Below are 22,562 nucleotides of genomic sequence, written 5' to 3'. Positions count from 1 at the left end.
GGGAACTAAAAAAGGGCGGTCACCCGCCCCTTTTGCTTACTTGCCGCTGGCCAGCGCTGGCGTGCGCGGAGGCACCAGGCGCTTGGACCCGGTCGACTCAAACGCCGCCGCCAGGCGCAGCAACGACGAATCGTCGTAGGCGCGGCCGGCAAAGGTCAAGCCCACCGGCATGCCGATATCGGCCATCACGCCCATCGGCACGGTCACCGTCGGCACGCCCAGGTGACGGATCGCCAGGTTGCCGTTGGCCACCCACACGCCGTTGCTCCAGGCAATGTCGGCGGACGCCGGGTCGACATCGGCGTTGGCCGGGCCAACGTCGGCGACGGTCGGGAAGATCACCACGTCGAGCTTGAGTGCATCCATCCAGTCTTCAAGGTCAATGCGCCGGGTCTGTTCCAGGCCGCGCAAGCCATCCGGCACGGTGCTGATCTGGTCCCACGGGGTGATGCCGCGCTCGGCCATGCGCACATATTCGTCCATGCCGGCCGCCAGGTCGCCTTCGCGGTTGGGCAGCGTGCCCGGATCATGCGGGAAAATCTTCGGCCCGTCGACGTCGACCAGGCGGTTGAGTTTGGGGTCGCCGTTGGCCTGGAGGAAATCATCGAAGGCCCAGGCGGTCAGGTCCCATAATTCATGGTGGAGGAACTCCTTGGACACCAGACCGCGGTTGAACACGGTCGGCGCGCCCGGGCGGTCGCCCTCGCAGTTGGACACCAGCGGGAAGTCGACTTCGATCACTTCGGCACCGGCCGCTTCCAGCGCCTTGCGCGCCTGCTCCCACAGGGCGATCACCGACGGCCGGGTGTTGATCCGCTGCCCGGTCGGGCCACCGATGCCGGGGGCTTCGCTGGTGCCGGCTTCAGGGTCGGCGTTGATGTACATGCGCGGCACGCCGAAACGCTTGCCCTTGAGCGCGCTGGCATCGGCCGCAAGCTCGTGGTAGGACGCCGGGCGCACCGAGTCGACGCTCGGGATCGGTACCCAAGGCTGCAGGCGCCACAGGTCGCCGCGTTTGTCCGGGTCCTCGGCGACGACGATGTCGAGCACTTCCAGCAGGTCGGCCATGGTCCGGGCAAAGGGCACCACCACGTCCATGGTCGGCGTCAGCGGCCAGTTGCCGCGCACCGAGATCACCCCGCGCGACGGCGTGTAGGCACACAGGCCGTTGTTCGAGGCCGGGCCGCGGCCGCTCGACCAGGTTTCTTCCGCCAGGCCGAAAGCCGCGAAGCTTGCGGCGGTGGCGGTACCGGCACCGTTGGATGAGCCCGAGGCAAAGGGTGCCGTCAGGTAGTCGGCGTTGTACGGGCTTTCGGCGCGGCCGTAGACCCCGCGCTGCATGCCGCCGTTAGCCATCGGCGGCATGTTGGTCTTGCCCAGGCAGATGGCGCCGGCAGCGCGCAGGCGTTCAATGGTGAAGGCGTCGCGATAGGCCACCAGGTCAGCGAAGGCCGGGCTGCCGGAGGCGGCGGTCAGGCCCTTGACCAGGTAGCTGTCCTTGGCGGTGTAAGGGATGCCGTCGAGCGGGCCGAGGGCCTGGCCCTTGGCGCGGCGCGCGTCGGAAGCCTGCGCTTCGCTCAAGGCTTCGGGGTTACGCACCACCACGGCGTTGAGCTTGGTGGCAGTGTTCGGGCCGTCGTACGCGTCGATGCGCGCCTGGTAGGCTTTAACCAGTTCAACCGCGGTGGTCTGGCCGGACTCGAGCGCAGCGCGCAGCTGGGCAATGGAAACCTCTGTGACTTCGATCATGCTGCTACCGCCGACTGTTGATGGCTGACTGGGTGAAGGCTTCCATCACAAGGGGTCTGGAGCACAGGGACTTCACGGGTTTCAAGATGGGTTCTCATAGCTGTTCTCATTGCACGGCATGACGCTGCAGGGTCTGGACGAATTACCTGAGCGGCCTATTTAGCACCAAAAATGCCCACAGAGGAACGGGTGGCCAGCGGGCAGCGGTGCATTCAGCCGCGTGCGGGGTTGCAAAATCGGGCGGAGCCCCAGCTCCGGCGCCAGCCTCGATTCAGCTTTACCCTTCCCGACGCCACGAGCATCATGCGCAGTTCGCGTTCACGGAGGACTTCACACATGTTCAGGGCACTTTTCGACACGCTGTTCAGACGCACACCTACAGAGGAAGGGTTTGCCCGGACCTTCATCAAGGCCGCCCGTGCCGGCGGCTATGCCGAGCCCCTGGACTACCTGGCCGACGAATTTCGCCTGCGCTACGGCGACAGCGGCTATTTCAACCTGCACAACGCCTACCGCGACTACCTGAACGCCGACAAGTCGCGCAAAGCCGATGTGCTCGCCAGTTACCTGCGCGCCTTGATCGACACCCGCAACAGCACAGCGCCACAACCGCTGGCGCAGGTGCGCCCGCTACTGAGGCCGGTGATCCGCAACCTGGCGATGCTCGAAGAGATCCGCCTGCACCATGTGCGCAGCGAGGGCTGGGACTCGCCCTGCCCGCTGGCCTGGCAGCCGTTCTCGGAGGATTGCGTCACCTTGCTGGCGGTGGACTACCCCGACACCACCTCGACCCAGGCCATGGGCCCGCAACAGGACTGGGGCATCACCCTTGAGCAGGCACTGGCAATCGCCCTCGACAACCTGCGCGACGCCAGCCCCGATGCCTTCGAACAGATCCTCCCGGGGTTGTACCAGGGCGCCTGGCAGGACGGCTACGACACCAGCCGGGTGCTGCTGCCCGACGTGCTGCAGCGCGTGCCGGTATTGGGGCAGCCAGTGTTCATGATGCCCGGCCGCGATGTGCTGATGGTCACCGGTGACAAGGACGCCGAAGGCCTGCGGCAGATGGTCGAGCTGAGCTTCCATGCCCTGGAAAACGGCCGCGCGCAGTCCAGCCGGATCTACACCTACCAGGACCGCCGGATCGTTCCCTTCCAGGTGCAGGACGGGCACCTGCAAGCGCGCCTGGGCGACCTGCAGCGCTTGTTGCACCACGGCCTCTATAGCACGCAAAAAGAGTTTCTCGACAAGATCCACGAAGCCCACCCCGAGGACATCTTCGTCGCCACCCACAGGCTCTACAGCGATGCCGACAACCCCGGCAGCAGCTTCTCGATAGCGGCCTGGACCGAGGGCGTGTTCACTTCACTGCCGAAAACCGACCGGGTGATCCTGGTCCAGCCTCAGGCCGATGGTTCGGCACAGACCCGGATGGTTGCCTGGCACGAGGTCGAGTCGCTGCTGGGCGAGCTGCTGAGCAAAGACGGCGAGCTCTACCCGCCACGCTTTCGCACCCTCGGTTTTCCCAGCGCCGAGCGGTTGAGCCAGTTGACGCCCATGGACTGACCCCGCGGCCTGCTCGCGCCCTTGACGCTGCACATCAGCCGCTCAGGCTGACGTGCGCCGCCCGGCGTTCTGGTAAAATTTGTCAACCGCTATCCACCACCAAGAACCACAGCGATGAAGCCCCTGAACCCGCCCCGCCACATTGCGTTCGTCGCCTACCCACAGATGGGCCTGCTCGACCTGACCGGTGCGCAAACGGTGTTCTGGGCGGCGTCCAGGGTCATGCAGGCGCGCGGTCTGCCCGGTTACCAACTGCATACCGCAAGCCTGGAAGGCGGCCTGGTACCCAGTGCCGAGGGCCTGGCCGTGGATACCTCGCGCCTGGAGCAACTGGCCGCCGTGGCCATCGACACCTTTATCGTCCCCGGCGCCCCGGCAATCTGCCAGACCCTGGACGACTACAGCACCCTCACCGACTGGCTGCACGCCAATGCCGCGCGGGGCCGGCGTATCGCCTCGGTGTGCAGCGGGGCCTTTCTGCTGGCCAAGGCCGGCCTGCTCGACGGACGCCGCGCCGCCACCCACTGGGCCATGTGCGACACCCTCAAGCAGGCATTCCCGGCCATCGAGGTGGATGCCGATGCGATCTTCATCCAGCAGGGTACGGTATGGACGTCGGCCGGGGTCAGTGCCGGCATCGACCTGGCCCTGGCCCTGGTAGAGGCCGACTGCGGTCGCGAGGTCAGCATGGCCGTAGCCCGCGAACTGGTGGTGTACCTCAAGCGCCCGGGCGGCCAGGCCCAGTACAGCACTCTGCTGCAGTCACAAAGCCAGGACGCCGCAGCGTTTGAGCACCTGCACCTGTGGCTGAGCGAAAACCTCGGCGACCCGCGCCTGAACGTCGAGCGCCTGGCCCAACAGGCGTGCATGAGCCCGCGTAACTTCACCCGCATGTACAAGCTCAAGACCGGCCGTACGCCGTCCAAGGCCATCGAACTGTTCCGCCTGGAAGCTGCCCGGCGGCTGCTGGAAAGCTCGACCGGCAACATCGAGCAGGTCGCCCGCCAGTGTGGTTTTGCCGACGAGGAGCGGATGCGCAGCACCTTCCAGCGCCACCTGTCGATCTCGCCGCGCGACTACCGCAGCCGCTTCAGCGGCACCGCCTGACCCGCCTGGCCGAAACTCAGGGGTATTTGGCCTGGGGCCGCCGCCGCCCTGCCCTTACGATTGCGCCATCGGCAGTCAGCCGTAGCGGTTGATGCCCCGTGGTCATTCGTCGTCAGGAGCTCTCCCATGCAACAGCACATTCTGGTTATCGGCGCAGGTTTTGCCGGCGTCTGGAGCGCCTTGAGCGCGGCGCGGCAGTTGGACCTGCATGACCGTCAGGACGTCACCATCTCGGTACTCGCCCCGCAGGCCGAGTTGCGCATGCGTCCTCGCTTCTACGAGGCCGACGCGCATACGCTGTTTGCCCCCTTGGGCGCGTTGTTCGAGGCGGTGGGCGTGCGCTTTGTCAAAGGCTCGGCAATGGCTATCGATGCCCAGGCGAAAACCGTCGGCTACCGCAACGAAACCGGCACCTTGCAGCAACTGCGCTACGACCGCCTGGTCCTGGCGGCGGGCAGCCAACTGATGCGCCCGAACCTGGCCGGCATGCACCAGTACGCCTTCGATGTCGATGAACTCGAATCGGCAGTGCGCCTTGAGCAGCACCTCAATAGCCTCAAGTCCCGGCCCTCGAGCCTTGCGCGCAATACCGTGGTGGTCGCCGGCGGCGGCTTTACCGGCATCGAAACCGCCACCGAAATGCCTGCGCGTTTGCGAGCGGTCCTGGGGGATGACAGCGAAGTGCGGGTGATCATTGTCGACCGCGCCAGCAAGGTGGCCGCAGCCATGGGCGAGGCCATCGCCCCGGCGATTGTCGAGGCCAGCGAGCAGCTGGGCGTCGAGTGGCTGCTCGGTGCTACGGTGGAGTCGGTCGACGCCCAGGGCGTGACCCTCGCCGATGGCCGGCGGATCGACGCCAGCACGGTGATCTGGACCGTCGGTTTTCGCGCCAACCCGCTGACCGAACAGGTGCCCGGCGAGCGTAACGGCCAGGGGCGCCTGCAGGTCGATGCCAACCTCAAGGTCATCGGCCAGGAGCATATCTATGCCGCAGGCGATGTCGCCTACGCCGCCACCGATGAGCTGGGCAACTACTCGCTGATGTCCTGCCAGCACGCCATCGCCCTCGGCCGCCACGCCGGCAACAATGTCGCCGCCGACCTGCTCGGGGTTGCACCGCTGGCCTACCGCCAGCCCAAGTACGTGACTTGCCTGGACCTCGGGGCCTGGGGCGCGGTGTTCACCGAGGGTTGGGACCGTCAGCTAAAGTTGCTGAAGGCAGAAGCCAAGGCTCTCAAGGCCCAGATCAACACCGTGTGGATCTACCCACCGGCTGCGGATCGCAGCGCCGCCCTGGCCGCCGCCGACCCGCTGATTCCGGTGGCCTGACGTGCGGGGGGCTGGATAAAAACGGCACAAAGCGCCATCCTCCCCGCCTTTTGCCCGCGCGCCTGACCGGCCAAGGAGTTACCCATGCACGACCAGCCACTCGCTGCCGCCGATTTCGAGTTCCTCGAAGCCACCTTGCAGAGGTACGGCGATGACCATTCGGTGCTCAACGCCTCGGAGCTCGACGGTTATTTCACCGCGCTGGTTTCGAGCCCGGTGCAGGTGGACATCAGCGAGTGGTTCCCGGCCATCTGGGGTGGGCAGAACCCGGAATGGCAAAGCGCGCAGGAGTGCCAGCGCTTTGTCGAGCTGTGTGCCCGTCATTTGAACAGCCTGGCGACCCAGCTGGTTGAGGCGCCACAGGCGTTTGCGCCTCGTCTGGAGCAGACTGAACACCTGGGCCAGCCACTGCCGCTGGCGGAGGAATGGTGCTTTGGTTACCTGCGCGGCATGGCCATCGCCAACTGGCCTGCGCTACCGGCGCCACAAGCGCAGGCGTTGCAGGTGATTACCGGATGGGCCGAGCAGGATGAATTCGAGCTGCCGGCGGATCTGGACGTGACCTTGCACCGTCAGCGGGTAGTGGCGATTGCCCCGGCGGCGCGGGCGTTGCATGACTACTGGTTGGCGCAGCGCTAGAACGCTTGTGCCTGTGTCGCCTGGATTGCGACCTCTGTGGGAGCTGGCTTGCCGGCGATGAGGCCGGCGGGCAAGTCCCGCTCCTACAGGTTTGGCGCTATACCTGTGGGAGCGGTGCCCCCCGCCTCAACTCACTTGAGGTCAAACCGATCCAGGTTCATCACTTTCGTCCACGCAGCAACGAAATCCGTGACGAACTGCTCCTTGGCGTCGGCACTGGCATAGAACTCCGACAGCGCCCGCAGTTGCGAGTTGGAACCAAACACCAGGTCAACCCGGGTGCCGGTCCACTTCAACGCGCCGGTCTTGCGATCGCGCCCTTCGAACGCGTCGTTGGCCGCCGACACCGGCTTCCATTCCACGCCCATGTCCAGCAGGTTGACGAAGAAGTCATTGCTCAGCGTGCCCGGCTGCTGGGTGAAGACGCCGTGTTTGCTCTGCCCATCGTTGACCCCCAACACCCGCAGGCCGCCCACCAGCACCGTCATTTCCGGCGCGCTCAGGGTCAGCAGTTGCGCCTTGTCGATCAGCAAGGCCTCGGCCGGTACCCGGTAGCTGTTCTTCAGGTAGTTGCGAAAACCATCGGCATTGGGCTCAAGAAAGCCGAACGATTCGACGTCGGTCTGCTCCTGCGAGGCGTCCATGCGTCCCGGGGTAAACGGCACGCTGATGTTGACCCCGGCGTTTTTCGCCGCCTGCTCGACCGCCGCACTGCCCGCCAGCACGATCAGGTCGGCCAGGGAGACTTTTTTGCCGCCGCCCTGGGCACTGTTGAAGTCGCTCTGGATGGCTTCCAGGGTGCTCAGTACCTTGGCCAGTTGCTCGGGCTGGTTGGCCTGCCAGAACTTCTGCGGCGCCAGGCGCAGGCGCCCGCCGTTGGCACCACCACGCTTGTCGGAGCCACGGAAGGTCGACGCTGCCGCCCAGGCCGTGGACACCAACTCGGCCACCGAAAGCCCCGAGGCCAGCAGCTTGGCCTTCAGTGCGCTGACATCGCTGTCATCGACCAGGGCATGGTCGACCTCGGGGATCGGGTCTTGCCACAGCAGCTCCTCGTTAGGCATTTCCGGGCCCAGGTAACGCGACAGTGGGCCCATGTCGCGGTGGATCAACTTGTACCAGGCACGTGCGAAGGCATCGCTCAACTGCTCGGGGTTTGCCAGGAAGCGCCGGGCGATTTTCTCGTAGATCGGGTCGAAGCGCAGCGACAGGTCGGTGGTCAGCATGGTCGGGTTGCGCCGCTTGGACGGGTCATGGGCATCGGGAATGATCCCGGCCCCCGCGCCGTTCTTGGGCGTCCACTGGTTGGCCCCGGCCGGGCTCTTGGTCAGTTCCCATTCGAAGCCGAAGAGGTTCTCCAGGTAGTTGTTGCTCCAGCGCGTTGGCGTGGTGGTCCAGGTCACTTCCAGGCCGCTGGTGATGGTGTCGGCGCCCTTGCCGGAGCCAAAGCTGTTGCGCCAGCCCAGGCCCTGCTCTTCAAGGCCGGCGGCTTCCGGTTCCGGGCCGACGTTATCGGCAGGGCCGGCGCCGTGGGTTTTGCCGAAGGCATGGCCGCCGGCAATCAGGGCCACGGTTTCTTCATCGTTCATGGCCATGCGCGCGAAGGTTTCGCGGATGTCCTTGGCGGCGGCGACCGGGTCGGGGTTGCCTTCCGGACCTTCCGGGTTGACATAGATCAGGCCCATCTGCACCGCGGCCAGCGGGTTTTCCAGATTGCGGCCCTGGTCGGTGCGGCTTTCTTCGTTGCCGTGCTGCTCGGGCTCGGCTACCAGGGTGCCTTCGCCGGGCTCCTGCATTGGCTGCGGGCCCTTGCCGTAGCGGGTATCGCCGCCCAGCCACTTGTTTTCCGAGCCCCAGTAGACGTCTTCATCCGGCTCCCAGACATCCGGGCGGCCACCGGAAAAACCGAAGGTTTTGAAGCCCATGGACTCCAGCGCCACATTGCCGGTAAGTACGATCAGGTCGGCCCAGGAGATGCTCCGCCCATATTTCTGCTTGATCGGCCACAGCAGCCGCCGGGCCTTGTCCAGGCTGACGTTGTCAGGCCAGCTGTTGAGCGGGGCGAAGCGTTGCTGGCCGGAGCCCGCGCCGCCACGGCCGTCACCGGTGCGGTAGGTACCGGCGCTGTGCCAGGCCATGCGGATGAACAGCGGCCCGTAATGGCCAAAATCCGCTGGCCACCAGTCCTGGGAGTCGGTCATCAGCGCATGCAGGTCTTGTTTGAGGGCTTGAAAGTCCAGGCTTTTGAAGGCTTCGGCATAGTTGAAGGCATCGCCTTGGGGATCGGACTGCGGCGAGTGCTGGTGGAGGATCTTCAGGTTCAGTTGGTTCGGCCACCAGTCACGGTTCGTCGGACCACCGCCAGCGGCTTGACTGAACGGGCATTTCGATTCAGTAGACATGGGTGAGCTACCTTTGTATCCAGCGTTTTAGTTATCTCCACATCAGGTCCGGCCGGCACATGCCAGCACATCTTCAAGGCTAGTCCCGCCCCCGGTAGTCAGCAAATAGACGCAGTGTTACCCGTCGATAGCCATAATCTCTTATACCAACCCCAGGGACGGAGCAGATCGTAGGTGTAGCCGCCTCCCCCTGAGGTCATGATCATGAACAGCCGTGCGCGTCGCACCGCCTTCCACGAAGCAGGCCATGCCCTGGCCTTCTGGTGGAACGGCCTGGCGATCAAGCGGGTGACAGTGCGCACCCGCGCCGAAGCGCTGATCGGACCGATGGTTGATTTGCGTGGCAACCTGCAAGCGGTCAAGGGCCTGGTCGAGGCCGACTACCTGGTGCCATTGCCTGCCTTCGAGCCCCCGGGGATCGCCGAGTATCTGCCATCGATGATCGAGCTGATCGAACGCGATCTGCTCAACTGCTTTGCCGGGCCGGTGGCCGAAGCGGTCTATCGGCATTGCGCCGTTGATCGTTTCCTCACCACCAGCGGTGCCGGCGACCTGCGCCGGGCCCATGAACTGATCGCCCTGCTGCCCGCGCGCAAGTTGCTGGATGCCGAGCCGGTGGCGCTGGTGCGTTGTCACTGCCTGGTGCGACGTTACTGGCCGGCATTGCGCGCGCTGGCCGAGCAGCTGCGCGAGCGCGGAGCGCTGGATGGCGACACGCTGATCGCGCTGCTTTGCCAGTTGACCGGCGAGACGCCACAACGGCTCAGCAATCCGCTGACACCCCTGGATCAGCCATCACGCAGCGGTAGGAACAGCGGCGCGACGCCTCGACTTGCCCGGCAATAAGCGCTTCAGCCCACCGACGGCACCTTTACCGGCTGGCCATGCTGACGGGTGGTGATAATGCCGATGAAGGAAATCACCAGCGCAAGGCCGATGGTGGTGGTCACCTCGGCACGGTGCTCAGGGGTCACCAGCATGACCCCGAGCGCTGCGCTGATGAACACGATGACCAGGTAGGTGAGCCAGGGGAACAGCCACATGCGAAACGTCAGCTCGACCTTCTGCTTGAGTAGCATCCGGCGCATGCGCAACTGCGACACGGCAATCACCAGGTACACCAGCAAGGCAATGGCACCGGAGCTGGCCAGCAGGAACTGGAACAAGCCGGCCGGGGCAAAATGACTGACCACGGTGATCACTGCACCCAGCACGGTGCTGGCGATGACCGCAGCGCGTGGTACGCCAACGGCCGAGGTCAGCTTGACCTGCCGGGGCGCTTCACCGCGCTTGCCCAGGGAGAACAGCATGCGCGAGGCAATGTAGATCGAGGAGTTCATGCAACTGGCCACTGCCACCAGCACCACCACATCCATCATCAGCTTGGCGTGGGGGATGTTCATCAGTTCCAGGGCGCGCTGGTAAGAGCCCACCGACGCCAGTTGCGGGTCGTTCCAGGGCACGATGGAAATGATCACGGCAATCGACAGCAGATAGAACACACCGATGCGCCAGATCACCGAGCGGGTGGCCTTGGCGATGTTCCTCGCCGGGCTCTGGGATTCGGCGGCGGCAATGGTCACCGCCTCCGTGCCGATAAAGCTGAACATCACCGTGATGAACGCACCGACCACCGCCGACACGCCGTTGGGCGCAAACCCGCCCTGGGTTTCAAGCAAACGGCCCAGGCCGCTGACCTCGCGCTCCGGCACCCAGCCCATCAGCACGGCTGCGCCGAGGGAGATGAAGGCGATGATCGCCACGACCTTGAACAGCGCGAACCAGAACTCGAACTCACCGTACTTGGCCACGCTGAACAGGTTGGTCGCGGCCAGGACGATGATCGACAACAGGGCAAACAGCCAGGTATCGACCATGGGCAGCCAGTTGTTCAGCACATGCCCGGCGGCCAGGGCCTCGATGGGGATCACCAGCACCCAGAACCACCAGTACATCCAGCCGATGGTAAAGCCTGCCCAGGGCCCGATGGCCTGGTCGGCATAGGTCGAGAACGAGCCGGTATCGGGGTTGGCCACGGCCATCTCGCCGAGCATGCGCATCACCAGGATCACCAGCAGGCCGGACAGCACATAGGCCAGGATTGCCGCGGGCCCGGCGGCGGCAATCGCATGCCCGGAGCCGACGAACAAGCCGGCGCCGATGATGCCGGCGATGGAAAGCATGGTGACATGGCGCGGCTTGAACCCCTGCGCCAACTGACCGCTCGAATCCTTGGAGCCCAGGCTGATCATTATATTTATTCTCTTGTGATCGGAACGCATGGCATTGACTGCTGGCGTCACCTTACCTGTGCTGCTTGACGGCGGATTTGCCTGAGCGCGCCGTTCGCTGTGTCTGATCTCGCCATGAAACGTTCGTGCCAGCTCAGTGCAACGCCCGCGTCACCAGGAAGTTAACCAACTCTGGCTCGTCGTCCAGTTCGATCGAACGTACCGGGCGCGGCAGGTTGTCGAGCACTGTGCGCCAGAAGGCGTGGGCGGTTTCGTCCTGGTCGTAGTAACGCACCAGCCACTGGTTCTGCCCGCTCGCCAGCACCTGGCTGGCCAGGGCGCTGGCGATGCCTTTGCGCCGATAGCGCTTGAGGATGAACAGGTCGGCCAGTTCCAGGGCATCGAGGCCGGGCAGCTCGCTGCGTTCGATCAGCAAAAAGCCTGCGATGTAGCCGTCGACCAGGATCAGGTTGGCGCTCCACTGCGGCTCTTGCCAGTAGCGTTGCAAGTGTTCGTCGTGGACATAGAAACGGCCGTCGACCTCGACGTCTTCCTGCTCCCAGTCCGAAGACTCGTAGGCGTAGAACTGGTAAAGGTTGCGGATCAGCTCGGCCTGCTCGGGGCCGGTTTGCAACAGTTCGACAGTGAGGTCGCTCATGACTGGACCTCATACAGCGGAAGAATCGACGGCATTGGTATCTCGATAATTGAACGAACAGCGCGTATTGCGGGCGCTATTGTTTACAAAAGCCGGGGCCAATGCCATCGCTAAAACGTCTTACCTGCCGGGCAGCGCGGCGACCGCGTCGATTTCGATCTGCATGCCGTCCAGGGCCAGGCGCGGCACCGGGATCAGCGTGCAGGTCGGGGTCATGTTGGCGCCCCAGGCGCGCTGGGCTTCGGCGCCCCACAGGCGCAAGCGGGTTTCGTCGTGATCGACGATCAGCAGGGTCAGTTTGAACACATCGGCCAGGGTCGCGCCTTTGGATTGCAGGGCGATCTGCAGGTTGGCCAGGGCCTGGCGTGCCTGCTCGGCAAAATCGCTGGACAGCCGGCCCTCGAGGTCTTCCCCGCCCTGCCCGGCGATGTACAGCAACCGGGCATTGGCGGCGACTTCAGCCACATGGGAGTAGGCATTGCTAGAGGGGTCGTAGAGGCCTTCGGGGTTGGACAGGTGGAAAGCTGCGGTCATGGTGCTGCTCCGAGTGGTTGGAGCGGCGAGTATCAAACCTCGACCTAAGTAGAGGTCAAGCCTGATGTTGCCAGCGCTGCGCGCTGGATCGCTGGCAAGCCAGCTCCCACAGGGTCGATGTACACAGGTTCATTGTGGGAGCTGGCTTGCCAGCGATGAGGGCTGCAGCGGGTAAAGTCTCATTGCTCATGGCTCGCCCTCCTCAAGGATCAATGATGTCTGCCGTGTTAATGTAGCCTCTCGCACGGATTCGACCAGAGAGCAGACATGCCCATAGACCTACCTGAAACCATCCGCCCGCTGTTCGTGGCTGCCGGCTGGCCTGCCCAAGTGACTGCCCCAGAGGCGGACATCGGGCCCAACGGCCACCCCGCCAACGACTTGCTCAGGGCGTTCAATGGCCTGTGCGTCGGCCACTGCGGCGCCGGTGAAGAATGCGCCGCCGGCGACATCGAGTTCAGGGCCAAGCCCGGCCTGCACGACGAAAAAGTCATCGTGGCGATGCAACGCAAGCTGAACACAACCCTGGTGTGCATCGGCGATGTGCACCACGGCCATGGCGCGCTGTTTGTCGACAGCCGGGGCGCCTGCTACCTCATGAGCCAGGTGCACGACGCCTTCTGGCTGCAGGGAAACACCTTCGCCGTTGCCGCAGAAGGCCTGTTGCTGGGCCGCAAGTCACAAACACAACTGCTGTGAAATTCAGGCGCAAATAAGGCAAATTGCTGGCCCCCTGCTACCCGCTTCGTAGGCAAACTCGCTTTCTTTTCAGCAAGTTAGGTAGGTGCTATGCGGGCTTATGGATTGACCCTGGCAGCGTTTTTTCTGGTCGCACTCCCGCTCGGCGCCCAGGCCAAAACCCTGGGCAACAATGACCGCTACATGTGCAGTTGGGGCTCGGACATCGCCGCCGGTGCCCAGCAATCGAAGCTGTCCGGGGTGACCCTGTACGCTGCGCGCAAGCGCCTGCAAGTGCGTAAATTCACCAAGCCGTGGATGCGCATGACCGCCATGGGCATCACCGAACAGACCTACAACAGCCAGTCACGCCTCAAGCCTGCGGCCATCAAGCAGACCTACTATGAGCAATGCGTCAGCCATGCACTGGCGCGGCGCTGAACACGCCGGCTGATTCGAGCGTTTCAATCAGCCGCTCCGGCCACACCGTGTCGGTGGTTTGCCGCAGTTCCTCGGCCGACCACCAACGATGGTCGGCCATCACTTCGACTTCCGAAGGCGTCCATCCCTGGCGGCACAGCTGCTGGTTCTGCGCCTGAATCAGGTAATACTGCTCGACCGAGGTAACCCACTCGCCGCTGGGCAACTGCATGGCGAAACGACGCTCGTTCAAGGGTGCGCCCACGGCGTCGACCTGGATGCCGGTTTCTTCGCGTAGCTCACGAATCGCAGCTTGCTCGAAGGTCTCCCCCTCCTCCACGCCGCCCCCCGGTGTTGCCCAGTAATCGTCGCCGGCCAGCGCGCCGTTGCGATGGACGAAGCGAAACAGCAATACGCTTCGGGAGGGGCTGATGACCAAAAGCCGGGCTGATTTTCGCTCACGCATCGTGGTGTTCCTGTCCTTGGTTTATGATCGCGGGCGAGATTCTACCGGGCCCCAAGGATGAACAACGACAAATCTGCGCTGACGACCATTGATTATCACGGCAGCTGCCTGTGCGGCGCCGTCAGCTATCACATCGACACCCAGATCAAGGCCGTCACCCATTGCCATTGCAGCCAGTGCCGCAAGGCCCATGGCGCAGCCTTTGCCACCTATGGCAGCGTGCCTGCTTCGGCCTTGAGCTGCAGCGATCCGCAAAGTCTATTGCGGGTGTTCAAGTCATCGCCAATGGTCAGCCGCAGCTTTTGCTCAGCCTGCGGCGCGAGTTTGTTCTGGGCCAATGCCAGTGGCGATTATCCAGACTGGATCAGCGTTGCGCTGGGCACCCTGGACACACCTTTCGAACCTGCCCGACAAAAACATGTGCATGTGCAGTCCAAGGCCTGCTGGCTGGTGATTGGCGATTCATGGCCGCAACACCAGTGACCCGTAAAACATCAAAGCAAGGACGCCCCATGTATCGTTTGATCTACCCCTGCATCGGCGCATTCATGGCGCTGACTAGCACGGCTCAGGCAAGCAGCCTGTGCCCTGGCGCCAACACCGAAGCGCAGATGCTTGAATGCATGCAGCAGTCGTTGAAAAAATCCGATCGGCAATTGAATGAGCTCTACCAGGCCTTGGTCGCACGCTTCAAGGCGCAGGGTTCGGCGCCCGGACAACCCACCCAGGACCTGGCGCTGAAAAAAGCCCAGCGCGCCTGGATTGCCTTTCGTGATGCCAGTTGTGAGTTCGAAACGTACGAATCCGTTGGCGGCAGTGGCTTCGCTACAATCCATACCCATTGCCTGCTGAAGCAGACGCAAGCCAGAGTCCAGTACCTGAAGCGGGTTACCGGCATGCCCTGAAGGTTCAGACCGGCACGCTGGCAGCCTCGCTTTGCAGGGCTGCCTGCACCGCCGGCCTGGCCGCTACACGCTCGACATAGCCAGCCAGCTCTGGCCATTGCGCGATATCGATAGCGAACACCGGCAACCAGCCCAGCACGGTGAACAGGTAGGCGTCGGCGATGCTGAAGTCGCCCCGCAGGTAGTCATTGCAGCCCAGCACCTCGCTCAAGTAGTCCAGGCGCTTGAACAGCTTGTCGCGAAAGATCGCCTTGGCCGCCTCCGGCAGCTCGGCGTTGAACAACGGCGCGCTGCCGGCATGGATTTCCGAACTGATGAAGTTGAGCAGTTCCTGCAGCCGCGAGCGTTCCCAGCTGCCATTGGCCGGCGCCAACCTGGTCTCGGGCTTGAGGTCGGCCAGGTACTGGAGAATGGCCGGGCCCTCGGTCAATACCTCGCCATTGCCCAGCACCAGCGCGGCCACGTAACCCTTGGGGTTGATGGTGCGAAAGTCGCGGCCGTCGGCGCTGCGTTTGCTCTGGTTGTTGACCCGCACCAGCTCGAACGGCAGGCCGAGTTCGCGCAGGATGATATGCGGCGCCAGCGAGCAGGCATTGGGGGCGAAGTAGAGTTTCATCGGGCGTCTCCTGACAGTGTCGAGCGACACAGGATCAGCCAGCGCATGCCCAAGGTAAACTTAGGGTTTTACAAACTGATCATTAGCAACGCTTATGTCAGGTGACCCGTTCCCCTACCGGAACTTCAACGCCAAGCATGGCCTTGTGCACATGCTTGAGCAACGCCTGGGCGGCAGGCGATAGCGCCTGTGCTGACGAACCGAGCAGCCCGAAACGTCGGTAGATTGGCGGATCCAGGTCATACACCCGTAGCCAGCGCGGAACCTCGGGCAGCGTCGAGGCCGGCATGATCGACACGCCTAGGCCCTCGCCCACCAGCGCCAACGCCGTGTTCCAGTCGCGCACCGTCAGGCGCACATTGCTCAGGTTCAGCCCCGCCTGTTGCACCAGGCTCCGGCCATGCAAGTGACAGCCGCCCGTGGCGACAATGAACGGCTCATCGACCAGCTCGGCAAGCCCGAGCGGGCTCAGGCTCCCGCGCCGGGCCAAGGGGTGGCCAAGGGGAATGGTGGCCACCCAGCGATCATGCCCGAGCATCACCGGCGAACGTTCTGCCTGCGGGTTCATCACCACGCCCAGGTCGATATCACCCGAAGCCAGCCAGCTTTCGACCTCCTCGTCGGTGCCCTCCAGGCAGATCACCTCGATGCCCGGGTGCAGGCGCTTGAAAGCCTGCAACAGCGGCGGCAGCACCGAGGCGAACACGGACGGGAACGTCGCCAGGCGGATGCGCCCCAGGTGGCAACCACGGCTGGCATCGACCAGGTTCTGGATCGACTCAAGCTCGGCAATCATCCGCCGCGCGCGGACCAGCACCTGCTCGCCCAGCGCGGTAACGCTGGTGTGCTTGCGCTCGCGCACGAACACCTTCACCCCCAGTGCCTGTTCCATCTGGCTGATCGCCTGGCTGGCACCGGACTGGGTAATGCCGAAGGCCTCGGCGGCACGGGAGACATTGCCGGCATCGGCCACGGCCACCAGCAGCTTCCAGTGCATCAGGTTCATCATGATCGTGGTCTTCCTGGCAGCCAACACGCTGCCGCCGATCTTAGCGCCGTTGGACAAGCGCACAAAGCCCACCATACTAAGTCGTCACTGCGAGCACGTACGCCCGCAGTCTAACCAGACTTATCTGCGAAACAAGGAGTTCCCATGCCAGGTTGGTTCGAGTTGAACACCAGCAGTGACGGTCAGTACCGCTTTGTTCTCAAGGCGGGTAATGGCGAAATTATTCTTACCAGCGAGTTGTACAAGGCCAAGGGCTCTGCTGAAAGCGGCATTGCCTCGGTCCAGGCCAACAGTGGCGTGGACGATCGCTACGAGAAGAAGGAGGCCAGCAACGGCAAGTTCCACTTCAACCTCAAGGCCGCCAATCACCAGGTCATCGGCACCAGCCAGATGTATGCATCAACGCAGTCGCGCGATGCCGGCATCGCCTCGGTGAAGAGCAACGGCAGCAGTAAGACCATCAAGGACAATACCTGAGCCGATGCCCCCGCAAGTGCTACTCGTCTGCACTCGCGGGGGCTGCGGCTTGCCCCTCGGACGAGCCCCTGAGCTGCCCCTTGACGCGCATTGACACGTCGCCATCGACATAGATGAATACTCGCTCTCGACCGCTATCTTCGATAGCCAAGTAAGCACCTGCAGAATTGAAAATCACATGCACATCGCCGGTATAACCGTGCCCCGACAGGTGAATCTGGTCTTCACCCAGTACTTTTTGGAACCTGACCATGCCAGCGTAGAAGGATAGGCACAGAAGCATCCCGACAACCAGGTACAGGTACTCCTTCAACAACCGCCGCCGCAACGCCACCCGGCGCTTGTCACGAATTCGAGCGATCTGCGCCTTGCCGCGAATGAGAATGCCCGACTTGAGTATCGCCGCCGCGATGATCCCTAACGTCAGGCTGATAACCATGCCCCCGGCATCACTGAAGTCGAATTTCAAATAGGAAAAATTCAGCAGCAGCGGGAAAGCGATGACCATGACAAGGCCATAGGCAATTTTTTCCGCCAGCGGCGTTTCCTTGTGCAAGCGCACGGCTGCCTTGCGCAACCGCCCTGGCTTGATGCGCCCGGCGGCGTACACACAGGCTGCAAACGGCGCGATGAACGAATAGTAGAATTGCGAAATGGCGAAAGAAAAAACCTTCGCCACCAGATAACACAGCGTCACGTAGAAGGTGAAAACCCCGACAAAGCCAACCAGAAACGTGATGGAGATTATCGACAGCACTTCAAAAGGCACTGCCATGATAAAGCCCATGTAATGGGCGGTACCCAGCGAGGCCAAGGTTAACGCTACCTTGCCGGCCATGATCAGCCCTGGCTTGAGCTGCGACTGCCGAGATTGCGACAACAACTGCTTCCACATCTATCCAAGTCCCTTTGAGTTGTATTGTGAAGATTCAATTTCTAAAGCTGTAGCCTGCTGCGATCCGCCGCTTGGTCTCCAGCGTTAGTCAGAGCCGATACTCAACCCGGTCCGCCTCCACCGGGGTCGGCACTTCCCAGCGAAAGTACATGCGCTCGATGTCCTTGTTGCGCAGTGTGGTATCACGGCGGGCGTTACGGCGCATCAGCTCGCGCTCGCTCTGCTCCAGGTACACCAGTTGCACATCGGCGTCATAGCTGTAGAGCAGGTCGAGCGTCTTCTTGCGCATCTGCTGCGACAGGTGCGTGCTGTTCCACACGAAGGGTTCGCGGCGGCGCAGCAAGGTCTTGGCCTTGTCGATGGCGTACTGCGCCACCGGCCCCTTGTCGCCGTGGCTCAGGCCCAGTTCCTGGCGGGCATCGTCGAACGACACCACGGCCAGGTCCGCCGCATGCTGGCTGACCCAGGTGTCCTTGCCGCTGGCCGGCAGCCCCGCCAGCATGATCACCTGCGAGCCCTGCACCTCACGGTACAGGCTGTACTGCGGCAGCACCGAGGCACCGCGAAAATAGCTGCGCCGGGTGTAGGCATCGGCAAAGGCCTTGGGCTGGTGCAGGCAGCCTTCGTCTTCGGCCAGCAGGCGGAACACCTCGATATCGTCGAGCACCCCCTGCTTGCCGGCAAAGCCACGGCCCTGCATGTCGGCGCTGGCCACTGCGCAGAGCATCCACAGCGGCAACTCCCACGACAGGCGATGGAGGATCTGCTCGGCCGAACGCCCGCTTTTGTCCCCGGCCAGGGCAAAGAACGGCAACTGGTGCACGCTGATGATCCGGCAGATGGTTTCACGCAGCTCAAACGGCACGCCGGCCTGCCACAGCAGGATTCGCGCATCCACCGCGCCCCGGCGTGAGTGCCCGGGCTGGCCGATCTTGCCGGTGATTTCATCGATCACCGTGCACGACGGCTTGGCGATGTCATGCAGCAACGCGGCGTAGAACAGCACGAACTGCTGGTCCGGGCTGGCGCGTTGGTACGCAGGGTCGGCGAGCAAGGCATCGACCACCATCATGGTGTGGGTCCAGACGTCGCCCTCCTGGTGGTAGACCGGGTCCTGGGGGGTTGCCGCCAAGGCGCGCAGAGACGGGATCGCCTCCAGCAGCGCCAAGTAGTCGACCGCGCGGCCGGGGCCGGGCATCAGCCCTTGCAATGTGTTCATGTCCATAATCATTCAACTCCTTGTGCGGCCGCCGCAAGGCTGGCCCAGGTGACCTGGGGCTCGGGCGCATACAGGTCGACACCGGCTGCCAGCAGATTGGGGATGTACGGCTGGCGCAGGTGGTGTTCATCGGCTTCGAGGATGGCCTGGACGAAGTCGTGGCGCACCCATTTGATCCGCCCGGTGGTGTGTTCGGCGGTCTCGATTTTCAGGTACAGGCCTTCCATCAGGTCAGAGCGGTCGCCCTGGTTCCAGGCCTTGGCAAAGTCCAGTTGCTGGCGGGCGATGACCTCGGCGAAGGCGTCCTTCCAGCGCCGCGACTTGGCTTGGGAATGACCGACCAGGGCGAGCAAGTCTTTCAGCCGTGGCGGCGCAATGCCTTCGAACAGCACCGGCACCGACAGCACCGGGCCGCCCGCGAGCAACTGCTGGCGCCGCGCCGTGGAGAGGAACACCTGCTCCTCGCGGTCCCAGATATCGAACTCGAAGAACAGGTGCGGCAACTGGTCGTAGAACACGCTGTGGCGCTTGCTCATCACCTCGCCAAACAGCACGTAGCGGTCTTCCAGGTGCTCGAGCAGCCAATCTTCATGACAGGCCGCCCATTGCTTGAACTGGCTGAACTGGCGCTCGCGGCTGCCGCCAGCCAGGTAATGGCCACGGGACTGCAACAGCAGCTCGCCGGCGGCGGAAAAACTGATCGCGGCATTGGCGCCGTCGAGTTTTTCCTCGACCACCAGGTACTGGCCGTTCAAGCGGCTATAGGACAACTGGTCATGATCGCTATCGCCGGCTTGCAGGCGAGAACTTTGCAGGTGCGGAGTGCGCGGGTATTTGTACAGGTCGAGCTGCGCGAGCTCGCGGATATCGAGTGTCATAGGTCTTCTCCAAAAGGGGGAAAACCGACGACAGCGGGCAGGTGAAAGTGCGTGCGCAGGCAGGCACCAACAGGCTTAAACGTCCGTCGTCGGCATCAGGCGTGTTGGTTGGCGTGGGGCACTGGCTTCACCTAAATAATGAGGGGTGGTGGATCTGAGGGTGCGGATTGGAAACGAGATGGGGGTTGGCTGTCAAGCGGTGTGTTGTCTGGGATGGCCTCATCGCGGGTCAAGCCCGCGCCTACAGGTACTGCGCCCATCCTGTGGGAGCGGGTCTTGCCCGCGATCGAGCGCGCAGCGGTCGTAATCCAGTCAACACTTCATGTGCTGACTGCACTGGCCTCATCGCTGGCAAGCCAGCTCCCACAAATGTATCTGTGAAAACCTCAGGCAGATTGGCGCTGCGCGTCGTTGAGCGCTCCCCCCTTCGCGCTTTTACGCTCATGCCCCTGGCGCAAACGCAGCGCCGCCAACGCCGCCACCACCAGCACCACGGCGATGAACTTCAGGCCGTTCACGGCATTGCCGGTGCTCTGCTCGATCATGCCCATCAGCGACGGCCCGAAGAACCCGCCCAGCAGCCCGCAGGAGTTGACGAACCCCAAGCCGCCCGCCAGCGCCGCGCCTTTCAGGCGCGAGGCCGGGTACAGGAAGATGATCGACTGCACGACAAAGAACATCACTGCCGAGAGGCAAAAGCCCAGCAGGCTGATCACCGGCCCCGCCTGGGAGGCGATGGCCAGGCCCAGGGCCATGGTCAGCAAACCGCTGACCAGAATCCGCCGCGCCCGCTGCGCGCTGCTGGCAAAACGCGGCAAGACGATCGCCCCTGCCGCCGCCGCAAGCCAGGGCAAGGAGGTGAGAAAGCCGATCTGCACCACGCTCAGGTCACCGTACTTGCCGATGATGCCCGGCAGGAAAAAGATCACCGTGTAGATGGTGATCTGGTGGCAGAAGTAGACAAAGATCGCCAACAGGACCTGCGGCGTCAGGCATTGCTTGAATGAATGCCCACTGTGGCCCGCGCCCTCCTCGGCCTCGCTGGCCAACTGGCGCTCGATCTGCTCGGCTTCTGCCGGGCTCAGCCATGGCGCCTTGCTCGGTCGGTCGGGCAGTTTCTTCCATACCACGTAGGCGAAGAACACCGCCGGCAGGCCTTCGAGCATGAACATCCACTGCCAGCCGTGCCAGCCCATCAGGCCGTCCAACTGCATCAGCGCGGCGCCCAGCGGCCCGCCGATGATGTTGGCAAAACACACGCCGAGCAGGAAGTAACCGGTGGCGCGGGCGCGTTGCTCGCGGCCGAACCAGTAGGTCAGGTAGAGCATCACCCCGGGGAACAGGCCGGCCTCGGCGATACCCAGCAACAGGCGCAGCACGTAGAACGAGGTCTCGCCCTGGACGAAGGCCATGGCTGCGGAGATCAGGCCCCAGGTCACCATGATCCGGGCAATCCAGAAGCGCGCGCCGACCTTGTGCATGATCAGGTTGCTGGGCACCTCCGACAGCGCATAGGTGAGGAAAAACAACCCGGCGCCCAACCCGTAGGCAGCCGCGGAAATCCCCAGGTCGACATCCAGTTGATGCTTGGCCAGGGCGATGTTGGTGCGGTCGAGAAAGCTCAGTACGTAGGCGGCAATCAGCAGTGGCATGAGTTTGACGAACAGCAACCGGTTGAGGGTTGCAGGATCACGGGGCACAGTCAGTTCTTCGGGCGATCGGGTAATGGTCATGGCACCAATCTCTAGTGTGACGGCAGCGGTGGGAAGGCCCCGGCCAACGCCGGCCGGGGCAGGCAGGCAAGCTAGAAGTCGACTGCGTAGCGGCCCTTGAGGTTGAGCATTTCCCGCGCCTCGTCGGGGCTGGCGACCCGCCCGCCGAGCGCTTCGATCACTGTGCGGATGCGCTTGACCTGGTCGGCGTTGGACGCCGCCAGTTTGCCCGGGCCATCCCACAGCGAGTCCTCAAGGCCCACGCGCACGTTGCTGCCCATCGCCAGGCCCATGGTGCCCAGCGGGATCTGGTTGCGCCCGGCGCCGAGGACCGACCACTCGTAGTTGTCGCCAAACAGGCGGTCAGCGGTACGACGCATGTGCGCCAGGTCCTCGGGGTGGCCGCCGATGCCGCCACGCAAGCCGAATACCGACTGGATGAACAGCGGCGCCTTGAGCAAGCCGCGCTGGAGGAAATGCGCGGCGGTGTAGAGGTGGCCGATGTCGTAGCACTCGATCTCGAAGCGCGTGCGGTTCTCGGCGCAGGCATTGAGGATGTAGGTGATGTCGCGAAAGGTGTTGCGGAAGATGCGGTCGTCGCTCTCTTCCAGGTACGGCCGCTCCCAGTCGTGCTTGAACTCGGTGAAGCGTTCGAGCATTTCGTACAGGCCGAAGTTCATCGAGCCCATGTTCAGCGAAGCCAGCTCCGGCTTGAGCTGGGCCACCGGTTGCAGGCGCTCTTCAACGCCCATGGTGGGCGCACCGCCGGTGGTGATGTTGATCACCACATCGCTTTGCGCCTTGATCTGCGGCAGGAACTGGCGAAACAGCTCGACATCCTGACTGGGTTTGCCGTCGAACGGGTCACGGGCGTGCAGGTGGACGATCGAGGCGCCTGCCTCGGCGGCGCCAATGGCCGCGTCGGCGATTTCCTGCGGGGTGACCGGCAGGTGTGGCGACATCGACGGCGTGTGGATAGCACCGGTGACGGCGCAGGTGATGACGACCGGGCGTTTCTTGGACATGCGTATTCTCCGTTTTTATTCTTGGTGAGAAAGCAATGCGGTAAAAG

23 protein-coding genes are annotated in these 22,562 nt (G+C 63.6%); 10 read left to right on the top strand and 13 right to left on the bottom strand.

Features of this window, described 5'->3' with window-relative positions; all coding sequences use genetic code 11:
* Positions 1 to 36: 36 nt before the first annotated feature.
* Positions 37 to 1,749 (bottom strand): amidase, encoded by a 1,713-nt coding sequence (locus tag KHO53_RS21010; RefSeq protein ID WP_100782248.1) that lies wholly within the window; start codon positions 1,747 to 1,749, stop codon positions 37 to 39.
* A 336-nt stretch (positions 1,750 to 2,085) separates the two neighbouring features.
* Here KHO53_RS21010 and KHO53_RS21005 point away from each other — a divergent pair, with 336 nt between their 5' ends.
* From KHO53_RS21005 to KHO53_RS20990, 4 genes are all read left to right on the top strand, one after another.
* On the top strand, positions 2,086 to 3,315 hold the full coding sequence (locus tag KHO53_RS21005; protein ID WP_213570762.1) for a DUF1444 domain-containing protein: 1,230 nt from the start codon (positions 2,086 to 2,088) through the stop codon (positions 3,313 to 3,315).
* A 114-nt stretch (positions 3,316 to 3,429) separates the two neighbouring features.
* Complete coding sequence (locus KHO53_RS21000; RefSeq protein WP_213570761.1) at positions 3,430 to 4,422, top strand: GlxA family transcriptional regulator; 993 nt, start codon at positions 3,430 to 3,432, stop codon at positions 4,420 to 4,422.
* 126 nt (positions 4,423 to 4,548) lie between these two features.
* Positions 4,549 to 5,751 (top strand): NAD(P)/FAD-dependent oxidoreductase, encoded by a 1,203-nt coding sequence (locus tag KHO53_RS20995; protein WP_100782250.1) that lies wholly within the window; start codon positions 4,549 to 4,551, stop codon positions 5,749 to 5,751.
* An 84-nt stretch (positions 5,752 to 5,835) separates the two neighbouring features.
* Positions 5,836 to 6,390 carry a UPF0149 family protein gene (locus KHO53_RS20990; RefSeq protein ID WP_010225586.1) on the top strand — a complete coding sequence of 185 codons (555 nt, stop codon included), beginning with the start codon at positions 5,836 to 5,838 and terminating at the stop codon, positions 6,388 to 6,390.
* Between the two features lie 131 nt (positions 6,391 to 6,521).
* Here KHO53_RS20990 and katG read toward each other — a convergent pair whose 3' ends face one another.
* Complete coding sequence (gene katG, locus KHO53_RS20985) at positions 6,522 to 8,792, bottom strand: catalase/peroxidase HPI (RefSeq protein ID WP_100782251.1); 2,271 nt, start codon at positions 8,790 to 8,792, stop codon at positions 6,522 to 6,524.
* Positions 8,793 to 8,996: 204 nt separating this feature from the next.
* Here katG and KHO53_RS20980 point away from each other — a divergent pair, with 204 nt between their 5' ends.
* Positions 8,997 to 9,638, top strand: a complete 642-nt coding sequence (locus tag KHO53_RS20980) for a hypothetical protein (protein WP_249684632.1) — start codon at positions 8,997 to 8,999, stop codon at positions 9,636 to 9,638.
* A 5-nt stretch (positions 9,639 to 9,643) separates the two neighbouring features.
* Here the strand turns inward: KHO53_RS20980 and gabP are convergent, their stop codons facing one another.
* From gabP to KHO53_RS20965, 3 genes are all read right to left on the bottom strand, one after another.
* Complete coding sequence (gabP, locus tag KHO53_RS20975; protein ID WP_010225583.1) at positions 9,644 to 11,044, bottom strand: GABA permease; 1,401 nt, start codon at positions 11,042 to 11,044, stop codon at positions 9,644 to 9,646.
* 133 nt (positions 11,045 to 11,177) lie between these two features.
* Entirely contained in the window at positions 11,178 to 11,681 is a 504-nt protein-coding gene (locus tag KHO53_RS20970; protein ID WP_010225582.1) for a GNAT family N-acetyltransferase, read from the bottom strand.
* A gap of 120 nt (positions 11,682 to 11,801) precedes the next feature.
* A complete protein-coding gene (locus KHO53_RS20965; protein WP_010225581.1) occupies positions 11,802 to 12,215 on the bottom strand; it encodes a RidA family protein in 414 nt (137 codons plus the stop codon).
* Between the two features lie 267 nt (positions 12,216 to 12,482).
* On the opposite strand from KHO53_RS20965, the gene KHO53_RS20960 reads away from it, so the two are divergent.
* Entirely contained in the window at positions 12,483 to 12,914 is a 432-nt protein-coding gene (locus KHO53_RS20960; protein ID WP_010225580.1) for an SUKH-3 domain-containing protein, read from the top strand.
* A 90-nt stretch (positions 12,915 to 13,004) separates the two neighbouring features.
* Entirely contained in the window at positions 13,005 to 13,334 is a 330-nt protein-coding gene (locus KHO53_RS20955) for a hypothetical protein (RefSeq protein ID WP_010225579.1), read from the top strand.
* Here the strand turns inward: KHO53_RS20955 and KHO53_RS20950 are convergent.
* Positions 13,309 to 13,779, bottom strand: a complete 471-nt coding sequence (locus KHO53_RS20950) for an NUDIX hydrolase (protein WP_213570759.1) — start codon at positions 13,777 to 13,779, stop codon at positions 13,309 to 13,311. The genes KHO53_RS20955 and KHO53_RS20950 overlap by 26 nt on opposite strands.
* Positions 13,780 to 13,836: 57 nt before the next feature.
* Here KHO53_RS20950 and KHO53_RS20945 point away from each other — a divergent pair, with 57 nt between their 5' ends.
* Both KHO53_RS20945 and KHO53_RS20940 read left to right on the top strand, forming a co-directional pair.
* Positions 13,837 to 14,262: a GFA family protein gene (locus KHO53_RS20945; RefSeq protein ID WP_010225575.1), complete on the top strand. Its 426-nt coding sequence runs from the start codon at positions 13,837 to 13,839 to the stop codon at positions 14,260 to 14,262.
* A 29-nt stretch (positions 14,263 to 14,291) separates the two neighbouring features.
* Entirely contained in the window at positions 14,292 to 14,684 is a 393-nt protein-coding gene (locus KHO53_RS20940) for a lysozyme inhibitor LprI family protein (RefSeq protein WP_010225573.1), read from the top strand.
* Between the two features lie 4 nt (positions 14,685 to 14,688).
* Here KHO53_RS20940 and gstA read toward each other — a convergent pair whose 3' ends face one another.
* Both gstA and KHO53_RS20930 read right to left on the bottom strand, forming a co-directional pair.
* Complete coding sequence (gene gstA, locus KHO53_RS20935; protein ID WP_213570758.1) at positions 14,689 to 15,300, bottom strand: glutathione transferase GstA; 612 nt, start codon at positions 15,298 to 15,300, stop codon at positions 14,689 to 14,691.
* A gap of 97 nt (positions 15,301 to 15,397) precedes the next feature.
* Positions 15,398 to 16,309, bottom strand: coding sequence for a LysR family transcriptional regulator (locus tag KHO53_RS20930; protein ID WP_213570757.1), 912 nt, complete (start codon positions 16,307 to 16,309; stop codon positions 15,398 to 15,400).
* Positions 16,310 to 16,453: 144 nt separating this feature from the next.
* Between KHO53_RS20930 and KHO53_RS20925 the strand changes: the two genes are divergently transcribed.
* The gene (locus tag KHO53_RS20925) at positions 16,454 to 16,786 is read left to right on the top strand and encodes a YegP family protein (RefSeq protein WP_010225568.1); all 333 of its coding nucleotides are present in this window, start codon (positions 16,454 to 16,456) and stop codon (positions 16,784 to 16,786) included.
* 19 nt (positions 16,787 to 16,805) lie between these two features.
* On the opposite strand, the gene KHO53_RS20920 is transcribed toward KHO53_RS20925, so the two are convergent.
* The 5 genes from KHO53_RS20920 to kce form a co-directional block, all read right to left on the bottom strand.
* On the bottom strand, positions 16,806 to 17,681 hold the full coding sequence (locus KHO53_RS20920) for a hypothetical protein (protein ID WP_010225566.1): 876 nt from the start codon (positions 17,679 to 17,681) through the stop codon (positions 16,806 to 16,808).
* A gap of 88 nt (positions 17,682 to 17,769) precedes the next feature.
* Positions 17,770 to 18,906: an AAA family ATPase gene (locus KHO53_RS20915; RefSeq protein ID WP_010225563.1), complete on the bottom strand. Its 1,137-nt coding sequence runs from the start codon at positions 18,904 to 18,906 to the stop codon at positions 17,770 to 17,772.
* Between the two features lie 2 nt (positions 18,907 to 18,908).
* The gene (locus tag KHO53_RS20910) at positions 18,909 to 19,778 is read right to left on the bottom strand and encodes an RNA ligase family protein (protein WP_036996112.1); all 870 of its coding nucleotides are present in this window, start codon (positions 19,776 to 19,778) and stop codon (positions 18,909 to 18,911) included.
* A gap of 386 nt (positions 19,779 to 20,164) precedes the next feature.
* Complete coding sequence (locus KHO53_RS20905) at positions 20,165 to 21,511, bottom strand: MFS transporter (protein ID WP_010225558.1); 1,347 nt, start codon at positions 21,509 to 21,511, stop codon at positions 20,165 to 20,167.
* A gap of 71 nt (positions 21,512 to 21,582) precedes the next feature.
* Positions 21,583 to 22,515: a 3,5-dioxohexanoate:acetyl-CoA acetone transferase gene (kce, locus tag KHO53_RS20900; protein WP_010225556.1), complete on the bottom strand. Its 933-nt coding sequence runs from the start codon at positions 22,513 to 22,515 to the stop codon at positions 21,583 to 21,585.
* Positions 22,516 to 22,562: the final 47 nt, after the last annotated feature.

The sequence above is a fragment of the Pseudomonas sp. RC2C2 genome (assembly GCF_018390435.1).
GTDB lineage: Bacteria > Pseudomonadota > Gammaproteobacteria > Pseudomonadales > Pseudomonadaceae > Aquipseudomonas > Aquipseudomonas donghuensis.
Note: the sequence above shows the minus strand (reverse complement) of the source record. Positions and strands in the feature narration are given on the sequence as shown.

Excerpts from the sequence above, each read along its gene's own strand:
- KHO53_RS20905 (WP_010225558.1), bottom strand. The coding sequence starts at position 21,511 with ATGACCATTACCCGATCGCCCGAAGAACTGACTGTGCCCCGTGATCCT.
- KHO53_RS20950 (WP_213570759.1), bottom strand. The coding sequence starts at position 13,779 with ATGCGTGAGCGAAAATCAGCCCGGCTTTTGGTCATCAGCCCCTCCCGA.
- KHO53_RS20990 (WP_010225586.1), top strand. The coding sequence starts at position 5,836 with ATGCACGACCAGCCACTCGCTGCCGCCGATTTCGAGTTCCTCGAAGCC.
- KHO53_RS20970 (WP_010225582.1), bottom strand. The coding sequence starts at position 11,681 with ATGAGCGACCTCACTGTCGAACTGTTGCAAACCGGCCCCGAGCAGGCC.
- KHO53_RS20940 (WP_010225573.1), top strand. The coding sequence starts at position 14,292 with ATGTATCGTTTGATCTACCCCTGCATCGGCGCATTCATGGCGCTGACT.
- KHO53_RS21010 (WP_100782248.1), bottom strand. The coding sequence starts at position 1,749 with ATGATCGAAGTCACAGAGGTTTCCATTGCCCAGCTGCGCGCTGCGCTC.
- KHO53_RS20980 (WP_249684632.1), top strand. The coding sequence starts at position 8,997 with ATGAACAGCCGTGCGCGTCGCACCGCCTTCCACGAAGCAGGCCATGCC.
- KHO53_RS21000 (WP_213570761.1), top strand. The coding sequence starts at position 3,430 with ATGAAGCCCCTGAACCCGCCCCGCCACATTGCGTTCGTCGCCTACCCA.
- KHO53_RS20920 (WP_010225566.1), bottom strand. The coding sequence starts at position 17,681 with ATGTGGAAGCAGTTGTTGTCGCAATCTCGGCAGTCGCAGCTCAAGCCA.
- KHO53_RS20960 (WP_010225580.1), top strand. The coding sequence starts at position 12,483 with ATGCCCATAGACCTACCTGAAACCATCCGCCCGCTGTTCGTGGCTGCC.
- katG (WP_100782251.1), bottom strand. The coding sequence starts at position 8,792 with ATGTCTACTGAATCGAAATGCCCGTTCAGTCAAGCCGCTGGCGGTGGT.
- KHO53_RS20910 (WP_036996112.1), bottom strand. The coding sequence starts at position 19,778 with ATGACACTCGATATCCGCGAGCTCGCGCAGCTCGACCTGTACAAATAC.
- KHO53_RS21005 (WP_213570762.1), top strand. The coding sequence starts at position 2,086 with ATGTTCAGGGCACTTTTCGACACGCTGTTCAGACGCACACCTACAGAG.
- KHO53_RS20945 (WP_010225575.1), top strand. The coding sequence starts at position 13,837 with ATGAACAACGACAAATCTGCGCTGACGACCATTGATTATCACGGCAGC.
- KHO53_RS20995 (WP_100782250.1), top strand. The coding sequence starts at position 4,549 with ATGCAACAGCACATTCTGGTTATCGGCGCAGGTTTTGCCGGCGTCTGG.
- KHO53_RS20955 (WP_010225579.1), top strand. The coding sequence starts at position 13,005 with ATGCGGGCTTATGGATTGACCCTGGCAGCGTTTTTTCTGGTCGCACTC.
- gstA (WP_213570758.1), bottom strand. The coding sequence starts at position 15,300 with ATGAAACTCTACTTCGCCCCCAATGCCTGCTCGCTGGCGCCGCATATC.
- KHO53_RS20930 (WP_213570757.1), bottom strand. The coding sequence starts at position 16,309 with ATGATGAACCTGATGCACTGGAAGCTGCTGGTGGCCGTGGCCGATGCC.
- kce (WP_010225556.1), bottom strand. The coding sequence starts at position 22,515 with ATGTCCAAGAAACGCCCGGTCGTCATCACCTGCGCCGTCACCGGTGCT.
- KHO53_RS20965 (WP_010225581.1), bottom strand. The coding sequence starts at position 12,215 with ATGACCGCAGCTTTCCACCTGTCCAACCCCGAAGGCCTCTACGACCCC.
- KHO53_RS20925 (WP_010225568.1), top strand. The coding sequence starts at position 16,454 with ATGCCAGGTTGGTTCGAGTTGAACACCAGCAGTGACGGTCAGTACCGC.
- KHO53_RS20915 (WP_010225563.1), bottom strand. The coding sequence starts at position 18,906 with ATGGACATGAACACATTGCAAGGGCTGATGCCCGGCCCCGGCCGCGCG.
- gabP (WP_010225583.1), bottom strand. The coding sequence starts at position 11,044 with ATGATCAGCCTGGGCTCCAAGGATTCGAGCGGTCAGTTGGCGCAGGGG.